General features: G+C 75.3%; 11 protein-coding genes. 5 read left to right on the top strand and 6 right to left on the bottom strand.

Annotated features, from left to right (window positions below):
- Nucleotides 1–3 precede the first annotated feature (3 nt).
- The 3 genes from ACFRMQ_RS25285 to ACFRMQ_RS25275 all read right to left on the bottom strand — a co-directional run bounded on the left by ACFRMQ_RS25285 (nucleotide 4) and on the right by ACFRMQ_RS25275 (nucleotide 3,290).
- Nucleotides 4–1,782: a glycoside hydrolase family 3 protein gene (locus ACFRMQ_RS25285; RefSeq protein WP_380732898.1), complete on the bottom strand. Its 1,779-nt coding sequence runs from the start codon at nucleotides 1,780–1,782 to the stop codon at nucleotides 4–6.
- Entirely contained in the window at nucleotides 1,779–2,558 is a 780-nt protein-coding gene (locus ACFRMQ_RS25280) for a tyrosine-protein phosphatase (protein WP_380732897.1), read from the bottom strand. Before ACFRMQ_RS25280 ends, ACFRMQ_RS25285 begins: the two co-directional genes overlap by 4 nt.
- A gap of 129 nt (nucleotides 2,559–2,687) precedes the next feature.
- Nucleotides 2,688–3,290 carry a TetR family transcriptional regulator gene (locus ACFRMQ_RS25275; RefSeq protein WP_380732896.1) on the bottom strand — a complete coding sequence of 201 codons (603 nt, stop codon included), beginning with the start codon at nucleotides 3,288–3,290 and terminating at the stop codon, nucleotides 2,688–2,690.
- A 234-nt stretch (nucleotides 3,291–3,524) separates the two neighbouring features.
- On the opposite strand from ACFRMQ_RS25275, the gene ACFRMQ_RS25270 reads away from it, so the two are divergent.
- The 5 genes from ACFRMQ_RS25270 to ACFRMQ_RS25250 are packed head-to-tail and all read left to right on the top strand — an operon-like array spanning nucleotide 3,525 to nucleotide 8,955.
- Nucleotides 3,525–5,081: an ABC transporter substrate-binding protein gene (locus tag ACFRMQ_RS25270; RefSeq protein WP_380732895.1), complete on the top strand. Its 1,557-nt coding sequence runs from the start codon at nucleotides 3,525–3,527 to the stop codon at nucleotides 5,079–5,081.
- A complete protein-coding gene (locus ACFRMQ_RS25265) occupies nucleotides 5,078–6,046 on the top strand; it encodes an ABC transporter permease (RefSeq protein WP_380732894.1) in 969 nt (322 codons plus the stop codon). The genes ACFRMQ_RS25270 and ACFRMQ_RS25265 overlap by 4 nt, the downstream gene beginning before the upstream one ends.
- The gene (locus ACFRMQ_RS25260) at nucleotides 6,033–6,923 is read left to right on the top strand and encodes an ABC transporter permease (protein ID WP_380732893.1); all 891 of its coding nucleotides are present in this window, start codon (nucleotides 6,033–6,035) and stop codon (nucleotides 6,921–6,923) included. Before ACFRMQ_RS25265 ends, ACFRMQ_RS25260 begins: the two co-directional genes overlap by 14 nt.
- Nucleotides 6,920–7,942, top strand: a complete 1,023-nt coding sequence (locus ACFRMQ_RS25255) for an ABC transporter ATP-binding protein (RefSeq protein WP_380732892.1) — start codon at nucleotides 6,920–6,922, stop codon at nucleotides 7,940–7,942. The genes ACFRMQ_RS25260 and ACFRMQ_RS25255 overlap by 4 nt, the downstream gene beginning before the upstream one ends.
- The gene (locus ACFRMQ_RS25250; protein WP_380732891.1) at nucleotides 7,939–8,955 is read left to right on the top strand and encodes an ABC transporter ATP-binding protein; all 1,017 of its coding nucleotides are present in this window, start codon (nucleotides 7,939–7,941) and stop codon (nucleotides 8,953–8,955) included. The genes ACFRMQ_RS25255 and ACFRMQ_RS25250 overlap by 4 nt, the downstream gene beginning before the upstream one ends.
- 67 nt (nucleotides 8,956–9,022) lie before the next feature.
- Here ACFRMQ_RS25250 and ACFRMQ_RS25245 read toward each other — a convergent pair whose 3' ends face one another.
- The 3 genes from ACFRMQ_RS25245 to ACFRMQ_RS25235 all read right to left on the bottom strand — a co-directional run.
- A complete protein-coding gene (locus ACFRMQ_RS25245) occupies nucleotides 9,023–9,535 on the bottom strand; it encodes a GNAT family N-acetyltransferase (protein ID WP_380732890.1) in 513 nt (170 codons plus the stop codon).
- A 93-nt stretch (nucleotides 9,536–9,628) separates the two neighbouring features.
- Nucleotides 9,629–9,832 carry an MbtH family protein gene (locus ACFRMQ_RS25240; protein WP_380732899.1) on the bottom strand — a complete coding sequence of 68 codons (204 nt, stop codon included), beginning with the start codon at nucleotides 9,830–9,832 and terminating at the stop codon, nucleotides 9,629–9,631.
- Nucleotides 9,833–9,911: 79 nt separating this feature from the next.
- Nucleotides 9,912–15,012, bottom strand: a 5,101-nt coding sequence (locus ACFRMQ_RS25235; protein WP_380732889.1) for an amino acid adenylation domain-containing protein, incomplete at its 5' end; no start/stop codon positions are given.

Here is a 15,012-nt window from a genome sequence, read left to right as displayed (position 1 = left end):
CCCTCAGTTCCCGTCGGTCACCCGGTGGCCGTACCGGAAGAGCGGCCCACGGGTGTCGAAGGGCACGTCCTCGCGGGACTCGGCGACGGCGGCGTCCGAGATGGGCAGGTCGAACGGGAGGCTCCCGGTCATCGGGCCGCGCCCGAGGGCGGCGTCCAGCACCACCTCGTCCGCCGCGCCGAACTCCCCGATCAGCAGGGCCGCGTACGGGGCGATCGGGGTGAGCACGGCGGGCCGCTCCAGCTGGGCGACGACCACCGTGGGCACGACGGCCGCCAGCGCGGCGACCCGGTCGACCTCGGCCTGCTCGAACTCCAGCGTGCCGCCGTGGAAGTGCCGCTCCAGCATCCCCTCGCGCCGCTCGTACGGGGTGGCGAGGCGGACGACGGCGAGGTCGGCCCGCGCCGGGTCCTCGACGACGGTGCCGTACCCGGCGGCGACGGCCGGGTCGACGCCCTCGACGTACAGCCGCGATCCGGCCCGCGGGCTCCCCGCCAGGTGGACCAGGGAGCGGCGCTGGACCTCGACGCCGAGCGCCCGGCCGTCCGGGGTGCCGACCAGGTCGGCGGCCGCGTCCGGGTCGACGTACGGGTCGTCGAACAGGCCGAGGCGGAACTTGTCGCGCAGGATGCGGCGCACCGACTCGTCGAGCCGGGCCTCGGTCACCGCGCCGGAGCGCACGGCGCCCAGGATCAGCTCCGGGTCGGTCTCGCCGCCGAGCTGGTCGGCACCGGCCTCCAGGGTGAGCACCACCTGCTCGGCGACGGACAGTTCCTCGACGCCCCAGTGCCGCGGCGGCAGGGCGACCAGACCGGGGATCTCCATGCCGGTGATGGCGTTGAAGTCGGTGCAGACCACGCCGTCGAAGCCGTACTCGCCGCGCAGCAGGCCGGTGATGACGTCCCGGTTGAAGTTGGCGCCGACCTCGGTGAGGCCGCTGCCGGAGGGGATCGCGTAGGCGGGCATGATCTGCGCGGTGCCCGCCGCGAAGGCGGCCTCGAAGGGGCGCAGGTGGGTCTTGAACTCGCCGCCGGGGTAGACCAGTCGGCGTCCGGCCGCGAAGTGCGAGTCCTCGCCGCCGGCCTGCGGGCCGCCGCCGGGGAAGTGCTTGGTCATGCAGGCGACGCTGTCCGGGCCGATCCGCTCGCCCTGGAGGCCCTGGATGTAGGCGGTGATCATGCGCGAGGCGCGCTCCGGGTCCTCCCCGAAGGTGCCGCTGATCCGGGCCCAGCGGGGCTCGGTGGCGAGGTCGGCCATCGGGTGGATGGCGACCCGGATGCCGACCGCGCACAGCTCGCGGCGGATCAGGTCGGCGTAGCGGCGCACCAGTTCGGCGTCGTCGGTGGCGGCGAGGCCGATCGGCTCGGGCCCGGTGCTGAAGCCGCCGCCGGCGAAGGCGGTGGCGGGGTTGGTGGTGAAGCCGTGCCGGGGGTCGGAGGCGAGGGTGACCGGGATGCCGAGGCGGGTGGCCGCCGCGAGGTCCTGGACGTGGTTGTTCCACTCCGCCATGGTGCGGGCGTCGGGGACGGACATCATGCCGAAGGCGGTGAGCCCGCGCTCGGTGATGAGGTGGTCGCCGGACGGGAAGGGGCCCTGGTTGCCGGGGAGCATCCGGCCGTGCAGCATCTGCGCGGCCTTCTCCTCCACCGTCATCCGGCCGAGCAGGTCCTCGACCCGCTCCTCGGCGGGCAGCCGCGGGTCCTCGTAGGGCTCCATGGTGCCGTTGTGGTTGAGGTCGCGGAACGGGGTGCCGTCGGTGTGCCGCAGCAGGGGCGCCGTCATGCCGTCACCTCGACGGCTTCGGTGCGGGCGGCGGTCGACGCGGCGTCCGGGGCGGCGGCCTTGGCGCGGAAGGCCTCGATGGTCTCGGTGGTGACTCCGCAGGAGGCCAGGAAGCCGGCGGCGTCGCCGTACTTGGCGTGGACCGCGGCGAGGAAGCCGCTCATCGCCCCGGCGGGGGCCTCCAGCAGCGGGGCGGGGACGACCAGGCGGCCCGCCTCGACCTCGTTGAGGGCGGAGCGGTTGCGGTCGGCCAGGCCCGCCCAGATCTGCTGGATCGCCTCGTTGGTGCGGGCGTAGTCGGTGACGATCTCCTCGGCGGGCACCCCGACGAGTTCCAGCAGCAGCGCGGTGAGCAGCCCGGTGCGGTCCTTGCCGGCGGCGCAGTGCACCAGCGCCCCGCCGGGGCGGACGGTGGCCTCGACGGCGGCGGCGACGGCCCGCGGCGCGGACTCGGCCATCAGCAGGTAGAAGGCGCCCAGGTCCTCGGCGGTGGTCATGGTCCGCATGGCCTCGGCCAGTTCGTCGTTGGTCGGCTCGATCCGGGCGGCGACCACGGTGACGCCGGCCGCCTCGACGGCGGCCCAGTCCTCGGGGCTGCTCTCGGCTTCGCCCCGGAGGTCGACGATGGTGGTGACACCGGCCTCGCGCAGCTGGGCGACGACGGCCTCGTCGGCGGCGGGGAAGGGCTGGGCGGAGCGGAACAGCGCGCCGGGGCGGATCCACCGGCCGTCGGGGTCGGCGAGGGTGGCGGGGTCGCGGAAGTTGACCAGGGACATGCGGGGGCCTTTCAGGAATTGCGAAGGGTGTGGCACAAGCGCGCGGCGAACCGCGCAGGGGGAGGAAAAGGGCGTGCGGTGCCGTACGGACGGCCTGCGGCGCGCCCGGGAGAGGGGGGAGAGGAAGGGTCAGCCCGCGGTGACGAGCACGTCCCGGTAGGCCTTGACCCAGTCGGCCAGCGTTCCGCCGCTCTCCTGGCCGATCAGCACGTGGCGCCGCACGATGCCGCCGAACAGCGCGCCGAAAGCCGTCGGGCGCAGGTCGACGGCCGGATCGACGCCGAGCCGCTCCGCGGCGATGGCGACGGTGCGTCCGGTGAAGGCGTCGATGACGACCAGGGCGTAGTTGTGCACCGAGTGGACGTCGAGCAGGTCCCGGCGCAGCCGGCGGCGGCGCTCGGTGTGCTCGACGGGCTCCTCCAGCCGGCCACCGGTGACGGTCAGGGCGTGTTCGAGCGCGGCCCAGAGCGGGAGTTCGGCGGGGGCGGCGGCGAAGACGTCGAGCACGACGTGGCCGAAGTCCCAGCCGAACAGCAGGGCCTCCTTGGCCGGGTAGTAGCGGAAGAAGGTGCGGTGGGCGACGTCGGCGCGGCGGCAGATCTGGTCCACGGTGGTGCGCTCGAAGCCCTGTTCCTCGAAGAGGTCGAGCGCCGCCGTGCGGATGCTGTCGCGGGTGCGCGCCTTCTTGCGGTCGCGCATGCCCGGCTCCGCCACGGTGTCCGTCCCCTGCATCGTTCTTCCGTTTCCTCTCGGTGAGTTGATCGGGTGTGGCCGCCGCCGAGGGGGCGGCTGTCAACACCGAATCACGTCCGACCGTGCTCGCTCAAGGCGAGCGCCGACTCTTCCGATCTTCGTCATCTGAAATTTGCACAACTGCCTTTTGGCAGTACTGCCACTTCCGGAATGGTGTGGGACGTCGGCGGCCACTCCCCCTGGCCGCCCCCACTTCCCCCGAACCGAGGAACCATGAAGCGCCACTACCTCCTGGCATCGGCGGCCCTGACCGCCGCGCTCGCCCTGACCGCCTGCTCCGCCTCCGACGACGCGCTGTCCGGCGGCGGCGCGACCGGGAACACCGCCGGTGCGGCGAGCGACGGGCCGGCGGTCGACGGCGGCACCCTCAAGATCGGCCTGGACCGGCCGTTCACCAAGCTCGACCCCGCCGACGCCACCCTGACCTCGATGCCGATGATGGTCCTCGCCAACGCCCTGTACGACCCGCTGATGGTCAACGGCGACAACGGCACCGTGCAGCCGTACCTCGCCAAGTCCTTCACCTCCGACGCGGACGCCACCGTCTGGACCCTCGACCTGCGCGAGGGCGTCGCCTTCAGCGACGGCAAGCCACTGGACGCCCAGGCCGTCGCCGACCACGTGGCCCGGCTCGCCAAGCCGGAGAGCAGGTGCGGCTGCGCCGTCGACGCGGCCGCCATCGCGAGCACCACCGTCACCGGGCCGACCACGGTCACCTTCACCCTCAAGGCACCCGACGCCGCCTTCCCGAACCTGTTCACCCGCTCCCTCGGCTACGTCTCCGAAGCCCCGGCCGGCGACTCCCCCGCCGTCGGCTCCGGCCCGTACACCGTGGAGAGCGTGCAGCCCGGAGTCTCCGTCACCCTCACCCGCAACCCGGCGTACTGGGGCGGCAAGGGGCACGCCGACAAGCTCGTCTACCGGGTGCTGTCCGACGCCGACAGCCGCTACCAGTCGCTGCGCTCCGGCGACACCGACCTGATCTGGACCGAGACGCCCGGCCAGCTCAAGCAGGCCGCCGCCGACGGGCTGCGCGCCGCCACCGGGCCCGGCTCCACCAGCACCGTCCTGTTCAACACCAAGGCGGCGCCCTTCGACGACGTGCGGGTGCGCCAGGCGGTGCGGTACGCGATCGACCGCGAGGCCCTGGAGAAGGTCGTCTACCTCGGCCAGGGCTCCGTCTCGGACGGCCCGATCGGCTCCCGCTCCCCGTACCGCGCCACCGCCGCGTACCCGGCCCGTGACGTGGCCAAGGCCCGCGCCCTGCTCGCCGAGGCCGGCCACCCCGACCTCTCCTTCGAGTACCTCGTCGACAGCCGCCCCGAAGGCCAGCAGCGCGCCACCGTGCTCCAGCAGATGCTCGGCGAGGCCGGGATCAAGATGACCGTCAAGCCGCTCGACCCGGCCGGCCTGGGCACCGCGATGATGCAGCGCAAGTTCCAGGTGATGGACTTCGTCACCAGCCTGTTCGGCGACACCGACACCGCGCTCGGCAGCCTCTACGGCCCCACCGCGCCCTACAACTTCACCGGCTGGTCCGACCCGGAGGCCGAGAAGGCGATCACCGAGGGCCGCGCCTCCACCGACGCCGCCAAGCGGTCGGCCGCCTACGACCACGCCGCCCAGCGGGTCGTCGGCGAGGTGCCGATGGCCTTCCTCACCGAGAACACCGTCGGCTACCTCGCCACCGCCAAGGTCGGCGGCCTGCCCGACCTTTCCAAGCGCACCGTCCTCAGCGTCTCCCCCGCCACCCTGTGGGAGAAGCGATGACGCCCCGCGCCCGCACCGCCCTGCGGTACGGCGGACAGGCCGGACGCGCCGCGGCCGTCCTGCTGCTGGTCGCCCTCGCCGCCCTCTCCCTGCCCAAGCTGATGCCCGGCTCGCCCGCCGTCGCCGCCCTCGGCCCGACCGCCACCCCCGAGCAGATCTCCGCGTACGAGGCCAAGCTCGGCCTGGACCGCGACGTCTTCTCCGCCACCTGGCAGTGGATCGTCGACGCCCTGCACGGCGACCTCGGACACTCGCTGTCCACCGGGGCCGCCGTCACCACCGAACTGGGCCACCGCATCCCGGTCACCCTCGAACTGTTCCTCGCCGCCCAGGTGGTGGCGCTCTCCATCGCCGTGCCCGTCGCCCTGATCTCCGCCTGGCGGCCCGGCGGCACCTTCGACAGGATCGCCACCGCCGGCACCTTCGGCTGGCTCGCCGTCCCCGGCTTCGCCCTCGGCCTGCTGCTGATCTGGGTCGCCGCCGTCCAGCTGCGCTGGCTGCCCGCCACCGGCTGGACGCCGTTCACCGAGGGCCCGGCCGAGAACCTGCGCCACCTGGTACTGCCCGCGCTCACCCTCGGCCTCACCGAGGCCGCCGTGTTCACCCGCACCCTGCGCGGACAGCTCCTCGACACCCTCGACCAGCCGTACATCGCCGCCGCCCGCAGCCGCGGCATGAGCACCACCAAGCTGCTGCTGCGCCGCGCCCTGCGGCCCTCCAGCCTCCCGCTGGTGACCCTGATCGGGATCGGCATCGGGACCTCGCTCGGCGGCTCGGTGCTGGTCGAGTCGCTGTTCGCGGTGCCCGGCGTCGGCAGCCTGGCCTCCGCCGCCATCGCCGGCCGGGACTTCCCGGTCGTCCAGGCCGTGGTGGTGGTCAGCGCCGTCGGCGTGGTCGCGGCCACCTTCGCGGTCGACCTGCTGTACCGCACGATCGACCCGAGGATCGCCCATGAGCACCGCTGAGACCACTGAGACCGCCACCGTGACCGCCTCGACCGCCGGAGCGGCGCGCACCGCCCGCCGCCGCCCGCCCGTCGGCGTGCTCGCCGCCGCGGCCTGGCTGGCCGTGATCGCCCTCGCCGCCCTGCTGCTGCCCCTGCTGCCCGGATTCGACCCGCTGCACGGCGACTTCGCCCACCCCGCCGCCGCCCCCGGCCCCGGTCACTGGCTGGGCACCGACGGCTCCGGACGCGACGTCCTGCAGCGCACCGTCGCCGGCGCCCGCGCCTCCTTCACCGTCGCCGCCCTGACCATCCTGGTCGGGCTGCTCGGCGGCGGCGCCCTCGGCCTCGCCGCCGGCTGGTTCCGCGGCCCGGTCGACAAGGTGATCGGATTCGTGATCGACCTGCTGATGTCCGTGCCCAGCCTGATCCTGGTGATGATCGCGGTCTCGCTGCGCGGGCCCGGCCTCGCCGTGATCGGCACCCTGATCGGCCTGTTCACCGTCCCGCACTTCACCCGGGTGGTGCGCGCCATCGTGCTCTCGCTCAGCGAGCGCGGCTTCGTCCAGGCCGCCCGGATGCTCGGCACCGCCCCGCTGCGCGTGCTGCGCCGCGAGATCGTGCCGCACGTCGCCCCGGCCGCCGTCACCTTCGCCTTCACCGCGACCACGGCCGCCATCGTCGCCGAGGGCTCGCTCAGCTTCCTCGGCTTCGGACTGCGCCCGCCGGAGCCCTCCTGGGGCGGCATCATCGCCGAGGGCCGCACCGCGCTCGGCAGCGCGCCGTGGATCTCACTGGCCCCCGCGGCGGTGCTCTGCCTGACCGTCCTCGCCCTCAACTACCTCGGGGAGCACCTGCGTTCGGGTGGTCCCGCCGCTGCGAAGGGAGCGCGCGGATGACCTCCGCCCCCGTCCTCGACGTCCGCTCGCTGGACACCGTCCTGCACACCCCCGACGGGCGGACCCTGCACGTCCTGCACGGCGTCAGCCTCAGCATCGCGGCCGGCGAGTGCCTCGGCGTGGTCGGCGAGTCCGGCTCCGGCAAGTCCGTCCTCGCCCGCACCGTGCTCGGCGTCGAGTCCCGCACCACCAGGACCGCCGCCACCGGCGAGATCCGGCTGAACGGCGAGGACCTGCTCGCCGCCACCGCCGGCCGCCGGGCCGAACTGCTCGGCACCGGCATCGCCATGGTCCACCAGGACCCGATGACCTCGCTCAACCCGGTGGTGCGGATCGCCGACCAGGTCACCGAGTCGCTCACCAACCGGCGCCGCCTCTCCCGCCGCGAACGGCTGCGCGCCGCCACCGAGCTGCTCGCCTCGGTCGACGTCCCCGACCCCGCCCGGCGGGCCCGTGCCCACCCGCACGAGCTCTCCGGCGGGCTGCGCCAGCGGGTCGGCATCGCCGCCGCCCTGGCCGGCCAACCCGCCCTGCTGCTCGCGGACGAGCCGACCACCGCCCTCGACGTCACCGTCCAGCGCACCGTCCTCGACCTGCTCGACCAGCACCGGCTCAGCCGCGGCCTCGCCACCCTGCTGATCACCCACGACATCGGCCTGCTGTACGGGCGGGCCCGCCGGATCGCCGTCATGTACGGCGGCCGGATCGTCGAGACCGGCCCCACCGAGGCCGTCACCGCCCACCCCCGGCACCCGTACACCGCGGCCCTGCTGCGCTCCGTGCCCAGGGTCACCGGCCCGCTGCGGCGCACCCTGCCCGCCATCCCCGGCTCACCGCCCGACCTCAGCCGGCCCGCCGTCGGCTGCCCCTTCGCCCCGCGCTGCGAGCGGGCCGCGGAGCTGTGCACCACGACCGCCCCGCCCACCCACACGGCGGCGGACGGTCACACGGCCGACTGCCACTTCCCGCTCACCGAGGCCGACACCCCCGCCCCCGAGGAACTGGAGCCCGCGGCATGACCACCGCATCCGAAGCAGCCGCCCCCGCAACCGCCGCCCCGGACGCCCAGGGCCCCGGCAAGGCCGTCCTGGAGGCCACCGGCCTCAGCGTCGTCCACCGCACCCGCTCCGGCCCGCTGCACGCCGTCAGCGACGTCGACCTGGCGCTGTACCCGCGCCGCACCCTCGCCCTGGTCGGCGAGTCCGGCTCCGGCAAGAGCAGCATCGCCAAGGCCCTGCTGCGGCTGCCCCCGCCCACCTCCGGCACCGTCACCCTCGACGGCACCGACCTCGCCACCCTCTCCCCGCGCGCCCTGCGCGCGCTCCGCCCCCGGGTGCAGATGGTCTTCCAGGACCCGCTGTCCTCGCTCAACCCGCGCCGCCGGGTCCGCGACCTGGTCGCCGAGCCCCTCGACGCCCACCCCGACCCGGCCCGCGACCGCGAGGAGGTCGTCACCCGTCAGCTGGAGGCCGTCGGCCTGCCGCCCGCCCTGTTCGGCGACCGCCGCCCCCACCAGCTCTCCGGCGGGCAGGCCCAGCGGGTCGCCATCGCCCGGGCGCTGGCCGCCGGACCGCACGTCCTGATCGCCGACGAGGCGGTCTCCGCCCTCGACGTCTCGGCCCAGGCCACCGTGCTCAACCTGCTGCGCGGGCTCACCGAGGAACGGGGGCTGGCCGGCCTGTTCATCTCCCACGACCTCGGCGTGGTCCGCGCGGTGAGCGACGAGGTGGCCGTGCTCCAGCTCGGCCGCGTCTGCGAACGCGGCCCCACCGAGGCCGTCCTCGCCGCCCCCGCCCACCCGTACACCGCGGCGCTGCTCGCCGCCGTCCCGGAACCCGGCCGCCCGCTGCGCGACACCGGCCTGCTGCCCGCCGACCCGCCCTCGCCCCTCGCCCCTCCCAGCGGCTGCCGCGTCCGCACCCGCTGCCCGCTGGCCGACGCCCGCTGCGCCACCGAGGTCCCCGAGCCCCGCGAGGTGGCCCCGGGCCGCACGGCGGCCTGCCACCGGCCGCTGATCGGGGCGGCGGCCTGACCGGCCGGTCGCGGGACCGCCCGCCCGCGGCGCCCACGGACGCGCCCCGGGCGGGCGGGGATGACGGTCAGACCCAGTCGGCGGTGGAGACGGCCAGCAGCCTGCTCAGCGAGCCGTCGTCAGCGACGACGTCGCGCACCGGGCGGAAGCCCAGCCGGCGGCACATCGCCAGGCTCGGGGTGTTCTCCGCGCCGACCATGCCGTAGACCTCCTCGAGCCCCAACTCCTCGCCGGCGTAGCGGATCAGGCCGAGCACCACCTCGGTGCCCAGGCCGCGGCCCCAGAACGCCGGGGCCAGCGCGGTGACCAGCTCGTGCCCGTCGACGTTCCCGGCCCGCTTGACCTCGGCGTGGCCCGCGTACGCGCCGTCCAGCCACAGGCCCCAGACGTCGAAGAGGTCCTGCGGGTAGACGTCGGTGAGGATGGCGCGGAACAGCGTGCGGATGTCCGGTTCGGGCACGAGTTCCTGGCCCATCCAGCGGCACACGTCCGCGTCGCGGAGGAGGGCGACGAAGTGGTCCTCGTCCTCGGGGCGGTAGGGGGTGAACTCCAGGTGTTGGGTACGCAGCGGAGGGGTCATGGTGCTCTCCTCGGGTTTCATGGTGGTTCGGTGGTGCGGGGCCGGGGCGGGGCCGGCCGGCGTGCGCGCGGCCGGCCACCGTCCCACGGCCGGTCAGGCTCCGGCGTTCTCCATGCGCTCGCGCAGGCTCCTGGGGCGCATGTCGGTCCACACCTCGTCGACGTACGCGGTGCACTCGGCCTCGGTGCCCTCGGTGCCGACGGGCTGCCAGCCGGCCGGTACCTCCAGGTCGGCGGGCCACAGGGAGTACTGCTCCTCGTCGTTGTGCAGCACCTGGTAGCGGGTGTTCTCGTCCATGTCGGGCTCCTTCGTCATCGTCGGTTCTTCGGTTCGTGGTCGTGGTCGTGGTCGTGGTCTGGTCGGGTCGGGGCGCCGGTCACCGCCCTTCCCGGGCGTGCCGGGCGATCTGCCGCAGGGCCTCGGCGAACTCCTCGGCCGCCCGGCGCACCGCCCCGGTGTCGTGGACGGCGGGCCGGTGGTGCCAGGTGAAGGCCAGCCGCCCGTTCTGGGCCGCGCCGACCACCTCCAGCGGGTGGGAGCCGCCGTCCCGGGGGTCGTGGTCCTGGCCGTAGGAACCGAGTTCGGCGCGGACCAGCCCGTGACCGGCGGCCTCGGGCTTGGCGTCCCACTGGCCGAGGTAGTTGAAGACCACCTGGCCGTGGCCGCCGGCGGCGAGCCGTTCGCGGACCTCGGGGGTGCCGAAGGTGCGCAGCGCGCCGAAGCCCAGCCCGTTGCCGGGCACCGCGCGCAGCCGGCGGCGGACGGACTTCACCAGGGCGCGCCAGTCGCGGTCCGGGCCGGGGCCGTCGGGGTCGGGGACGTGGAAGGTGACGGGGTGGACGGTGGTGAACCAGCCGACCGTACGGGTCAGGTCGACGCCCTCCAGCAGGTCCTCCCGGCCGTGGCCCTCCAGGTCCAGGCCGATCCGCGGCTGTCCGCTCCAGCGGGCCAGGGCGAGGGCGAGGGCGGCGAGCAGCACGTCGTTGACCCTGGTGCGGTAGGCGGCGGGGGCGGCGCGCAGCAGCGCCTCGGTGTCCGCCTCGTCGAGTTCGACGGTGACGGCCGCGCTCTTCGAGTGGTCGCCGGTGTCGTCGTCGCCGGTGTCCTCGCCGGGCGCGGGGCGGGCGCCGGGCAGGGCCGCGCGGGCGCTCACCGCCTCCTCCCAGTAGGGGAGTTCGTGGTCGAGGCCGCCCTCGGCGACATGGGCGGAGAGCCGGTGCGCCCAGTCCCGGAAGGAGGTGCCGCGCTCCCCCAGACTGATCGCCTCGCCCCGGACGGCCTGGTGGTGGGCGCTCTCCAGGTCGTCGCGGAGCACCCGCCAGGAGACGGCGTCGACGACCAGGTGGTGGGCGACCAGGAGCAGCAGCGCGGGGTGTTCCGGGTGGCCGGTGAACAGGGCGGCGCGCAGCAGCGGGCCACGTGCCAGGTCGAAGCCGGCGTGGAGTTCGTCGGCGGCCTTGGCCATGGCGAGGCCGGCGGCCTCGGCGGACTGTCCGGTCAGGTCGTACCGGAGCAGGAGCTCCTCGACGGGGGCGGGCGGCGGGTTGAACTGGTGCCAGCCGTTCTCGTCGTGGGTGAAGCGCATCCGCAGGCCGTCGTGGTGTTCCAGCAGGGCGGCCAGGGCGGCGGCCAGCGCCCGCGGGTCGGGGTCGGGGTCGAGTTCGAGCAGGGTGGACTGGTTGAAGTGGTGGTGGGCGGCGCGCGGGGTGGTCAGGAACCACTCCTGGATGGGGGTGAGCGGGACGTCCCCGGTCACCGGGCCGTCGTCGGCGCGTTCGGCCACGGTGCTGACGACGGTGGCGAGTTCGGCCACGGTCTGGTGGCTGAACAGGTCCCGGGTGGCCAGGTGCAGGCCGTCCCGGCGCAGTCGGGAGACCACCTGCATGCTGAGGATGGAGTCGCCGCCGAGCAGGAAGAAGTTGTCGTCGGCGCCGACCTGTTCGAGTCCGAGGACGTCGGCCCAGATCCGGGCGATCCGGCGTTCGGTGTCGGTTGCCGGCTCCCGGCCGGGGACGGCCGTGGCCTGGACGGGCCCGGGGTCGGGCAGGGCCCGCCGGTCGGTCTTGCCGTTGGGGGTGAGCGGCAGCCGGTCGAGCGGCACGAAGGCCGCGGGGACGAGGTGCGGGGGCAGTGACTCGGCCAGGTGGAGGCGCAGGTCGAGGGCGGGGGCCCCCGCGGCGGCGTCGGCGGGGACGACGTAGGCGACGAGCCGGCCGCCGCCGGGGCCGTCCGGGCGGACGGTGACGACGGCGTCGCGCACCAGCGGGCTGCGGCGCAGCGCGCTCTCGATCTCGCCGGGTTCGATCCGGAAGCCGCGCAGTTTGATCTGCTCGTCGGCGCGGCCGGCGAAGCGGAGCCGGCCGTCGGCGTCCCGGCGGGCGAGGTCGCCGGTGCGGTACATCCGGGTGCCCGGGGCGCCGTGCGGGTCGGCGAGGACGCGCTGGGCGGTGCGGCCGGGGCGCCCGAGGTAGCCGCGGGCGAGGCCGGGGCCGGCCAGGTAGAGCTCCCCGGTGACGCCGGGCGGCACCGGCCGCAGGGCGGTGTCCAGGACGTACGCGCGGGTGGCGCCGCTGGGGTGGCCGATGTCGGGGGTGCCGGTTCCGGGGACGAGCGGGCCGGTCCAGCTGGCGACCACGGTGGTCTCGGTGGGGCCGTAGGAGTTGATCATCCGGCGGCCGGGGGCCCAGGTGTCGACCAGGTCGGCCGGGCAGGCCTCGGCGCCGACGATCAGGGTGCGCAGCTCGGGCAGCGCGGCGGCGGTCTCCGGTTCCATGGTGGCGAGCGCCGCCGGGGGGATCAGGGTGTGGCTGATCCGGCGGGCGGCCAGCACCTCGGCGAGCCGCTCGCCGACCAGCGGGCCCTCCTCGCCGGTGACCAGCGCGGCCCCGGAGAGTAGGGAGGCGCACAGTTCCAGCACGGAGGCGTCGAAGCTGGGCGAGGCGAACTGGAGCACCCGGTCGCCGGGGCCGACGGCGTACCGCTCGGCGGCGGCCGCGGCGAAGACGGCGAGTCCGCGGTGGGTCACCAGGACGCCCTTGGGGGTTCCGGTGGAGCCGGAGGTGTAGATGACGTACGCCGGGTGGGCGGGGGTGAGCGCACCGGTGCGGTCGGTGTCGGTGGGCGCGGTGTCCGGCCCGTCGGCGGCCCAGACCAGGGCCGGGTCGTCGAGCAGCAGGTGGGCGCCGGCGTCGCGGACCATGAACTCCCGCCGGGGCGCCGGGTAGTCCGGGTCGACCGGGAGGAAGGCGCCGCCGGCCTTGGCGACGGCGAGCTGGGCGACCACCATGGCCGCCGAGCGGGGCAGCGCGAGGGCGACCAGCCGCTCCGGTCCGACGCCGCGCCCGATCAGCCGGTGGGCCAGCCGGTTGGCGGCCCGGTCCAGTTCGGCGTAGCTCAGCTGCCGCGCGCCGTCGAGCAGGGCCGGTGCCTCGGGGGTGCGGGCGGCCTGGCGTTCGAACAGGTCGGGCAGGGTCGCCTCGGGCACCGGGCGGAAGGCGCCGCCCGGCTCGACGGCCGGAGCGTCCGGGGCGGACAGCGGCAGGGCGCCGACGGCGCGCTCCGGGTCCTGGGCGACGGCGGTGAGCAGGGCGGTGAGCTGGCCGGCCATCCGTTCCACGGTGGCCGGCTCGAACAGGTCGGTGTTGTAGGTGAGCAGGCCGTGCAGCGCGCCGCCGTCGGTCTCGGCGAACTCCAGCACCAGGTCGAAGGCGGTCCGGGTGTTGTCGGTCTCGACGTCGCTCACGGCCAGGCCCGGCAGGTCGGGTTCGGCGGCCGGGGTGTTCTGGAACACGACCAGGACCTGGAAGAGCGGACCGCGACTGGTGTCGCGCTCCGGCTGGACGGCGTCCACCACCTTCTCGAAGGGCACGTCCTGGTGGGCGAAGGCGTCCAGGACGGTCTGCCGCACCTCGCCGAGGAGAAGGGTGAAGGGCTGCTCGGGCTCGACCCGGGAGCGCAGCACCAGGGTGTTGACGAAGAACCCGACGAGCTGCTGGACCTCGGCCCGGTCGCGGCCGGAGGTGACGGTGCCGACCGCGATGTCGGTGTCCCCGCCGAGCCGGGCCAGATAGGCCTGGGCGGCGGCGACGAGGGTGGCGAACAGGGTGGCGCCGCGCTCCCGGCCGACCCGGGCGAGCCGGCGGGCGTCCTCGGCGGGCAGCTCCAGCCGGGCGGTGGCGCCGTTGCTGGTGCGCACCGCGGGCCGGGGCCGGTCGGTGGGCAGCCGCAGCGGGACGACGCCGTCCAACTGGTGTTTCCAGTAGTCGAGTTGTTCCTCGGCGGGGGCTCCGGTGGTGCGCTGCCAGTGCGCGTAGTCGGCGTACTGCACCGGCAGTGGCGCCAATGGGCCTTCCGTGGCTCCGAGTTCGGCGCGGTAGAGGTGGGCGAGGTCGGAGAGCAGCACGCCGGTGGACCAGCCGTCGGTGACGATGTGGTGCAGGGTCAGCGCCAGCACGTGCTCCCCGTCGGCCAGTCGGGCCAACGCGGTGCGCAGCAGCGGTCCGCGGCGCAGGTCGAAGGGGCGGGCGCGTTCGGCGGCGAGCAGCTCGTTCAGGGCCCGCTCGGGCTGTCCGGTGAGGTCGTGCAGTGGCAGCGGCACCTCCGTCGGCGGGTGGACGAGCTGGACGCCGTGGCCGTCGACGCTGTCGAAAGTGGTGCGCAGCGCCTCGTGCCGGGCCGCCAGGGCGGTCAGGGCCGCGCCGAGCGCGCCGGGGTCGAGGGCGCCGCGCAGCCGCAGCGCGAGCGCGGTGACGTACTCGGCGCCGCCGGGCGCGAACTCCTCCAGGAACCAGAGGCGTTGCTGGGCGTAGGACATCGGGGCCGCGCCCTCGCGGGGCACCGGCAGGACGGGCGGGCGGGCCGGGGTGCCCGGCTCCGAGGTGAGCAGCCGGGCCAGGCCGGCCGGGGTGGGGTGGTCGAAGACGGCGCGGGGGCCGAGGTCGGTGCCGAAGGCGTCGGCGAGGCGGGCGGCGAGCCGGATGCTGAGGATGGAGTCGCCGCCCAGTTCGAAGAAGCTCCGGTCGGTGCCGGGCGGGCGGATGCCGAGCACCTCGGCGAACACCTCGGTGGTGCGGCGTTCGGCGTCGGTGCGCGGTTCGGCCCGCTCGCGGCGCTCGTCACCGGGCTCCGGCGCCGGGAGGGCGGAGCGGTCGACCTTGCCGTTGCGGCTCAGCGGGAGGGCGTCGAGCGGGACGAAGGCGGCCGGGACGAGGTAGTCGGGCAGGGCGCGGGCGGCGAAGGCCCGCAGTTCCTCGGGGTCGGCGGCGCCGACCGGGTAGGCGACCAGCCGGCGGGCGCCGGGCCGGTCCTCGCGGACGACCACGGCGACGTCGGTGACCAGCGGGTGGGCGGCCAGCGCGGCCTCCACCTCGGCGGGCTCGACCCGGAAGCCGCGGATCTTCACCTGGTCGTCGGCGCGGCCGAGGAACTCGACGGTGCCCACGGGCCGGCGCCGGGCGAGGTCGCCGGTGCGGTACATC

The organism is Kitasatospora sp. NPDC056783, from assembly GCF_042789895.1.
Classification (GTDB): domain Bacteria; phylum Actinomycetota; class Actinomycetes; order Streptomycetales; family Streptomycetaceae; genus Kitasatospora.
Note: the sequence above shows the minus strand (reverse complement) of the source record. Positions and strands in the feature narration are given on the sequence as shown.

Bases quoted from the DNA above. Each gene is read 5' to 3' on its own strand.
- ACFRMQ_RS25265 (WP_380732894.1), top strand. From the start codon at position 5,078: ATGACGCCCCGCGCCCGCACCGCCCTGCGGTACGGCGGACAGGCCGGA.
- ACFRMQ_RS25240 (WP_380732899.1), bottom strand. From the start codon at position 9,832: ATGGACGAGAACACCCGCTACCAGGTGCTGCACAACGACGAGGAGCAG.
- ACFRMQ_RS25250 (WP_380732891.1), top strand. From the start codon at position 7,939: ATGACCACCGCATCCGAAGCAGCCGCCCCCGCAACCGCCGCCCCGGAC.
- ACFRMQ_RS25255 (WP_380732892.1), top strand. From the start codon at position 6,920: ATGACCTCCGCCCCCGTCCTCGACGTCCGCTCGCTGGACACCGTCCTG.
- ACFRMQ_RS25275 (WP_380732896.1), bottom strand. From the start codon at position 3,290: ATGCAGGGGACGGACACCGTGGCGGAGCCGGGCATGCGCGACCGCAAG.
- ACFRMQ_RS25260 (WP_380732893.1), top strand. From the start codon at position 6,033: ATGAGCACCGCTGAGACCACTGAGACCGCCACCGTGACCGCCTCGACC.
- ACFRMQ_RS25280 (WP_380732897.1), bottom strand. From the start codon at position 2,558: ATGTCCCTGGTCAACTTCCGCGACCCCGCCACCCTCGCCGACCCCGAC.
- ACFRMQ_RS25245 (WP_380732890.1), bottom strand. From the start codon at position 9,535: ATGACCCCTCCGCTGCGTACCCAACACCTGGAGTTCACCCCCTACCGC.
- ACFRMQ_RS25285 (WP_380732898.1), bottom strand. From the start codon at position 1,782: ATGACGGCGCCCCTGCTGCGGCACACCGACGGCACCCCGTTCCGCGAC.
- ACFRMQ_RS25270 (WP_380732895.1), top strand. From the start codon at position 3,525: ATGAAGCGCCACTACCTCCTGGCATCGGCGGCCCTGACCGCCGCGCTC.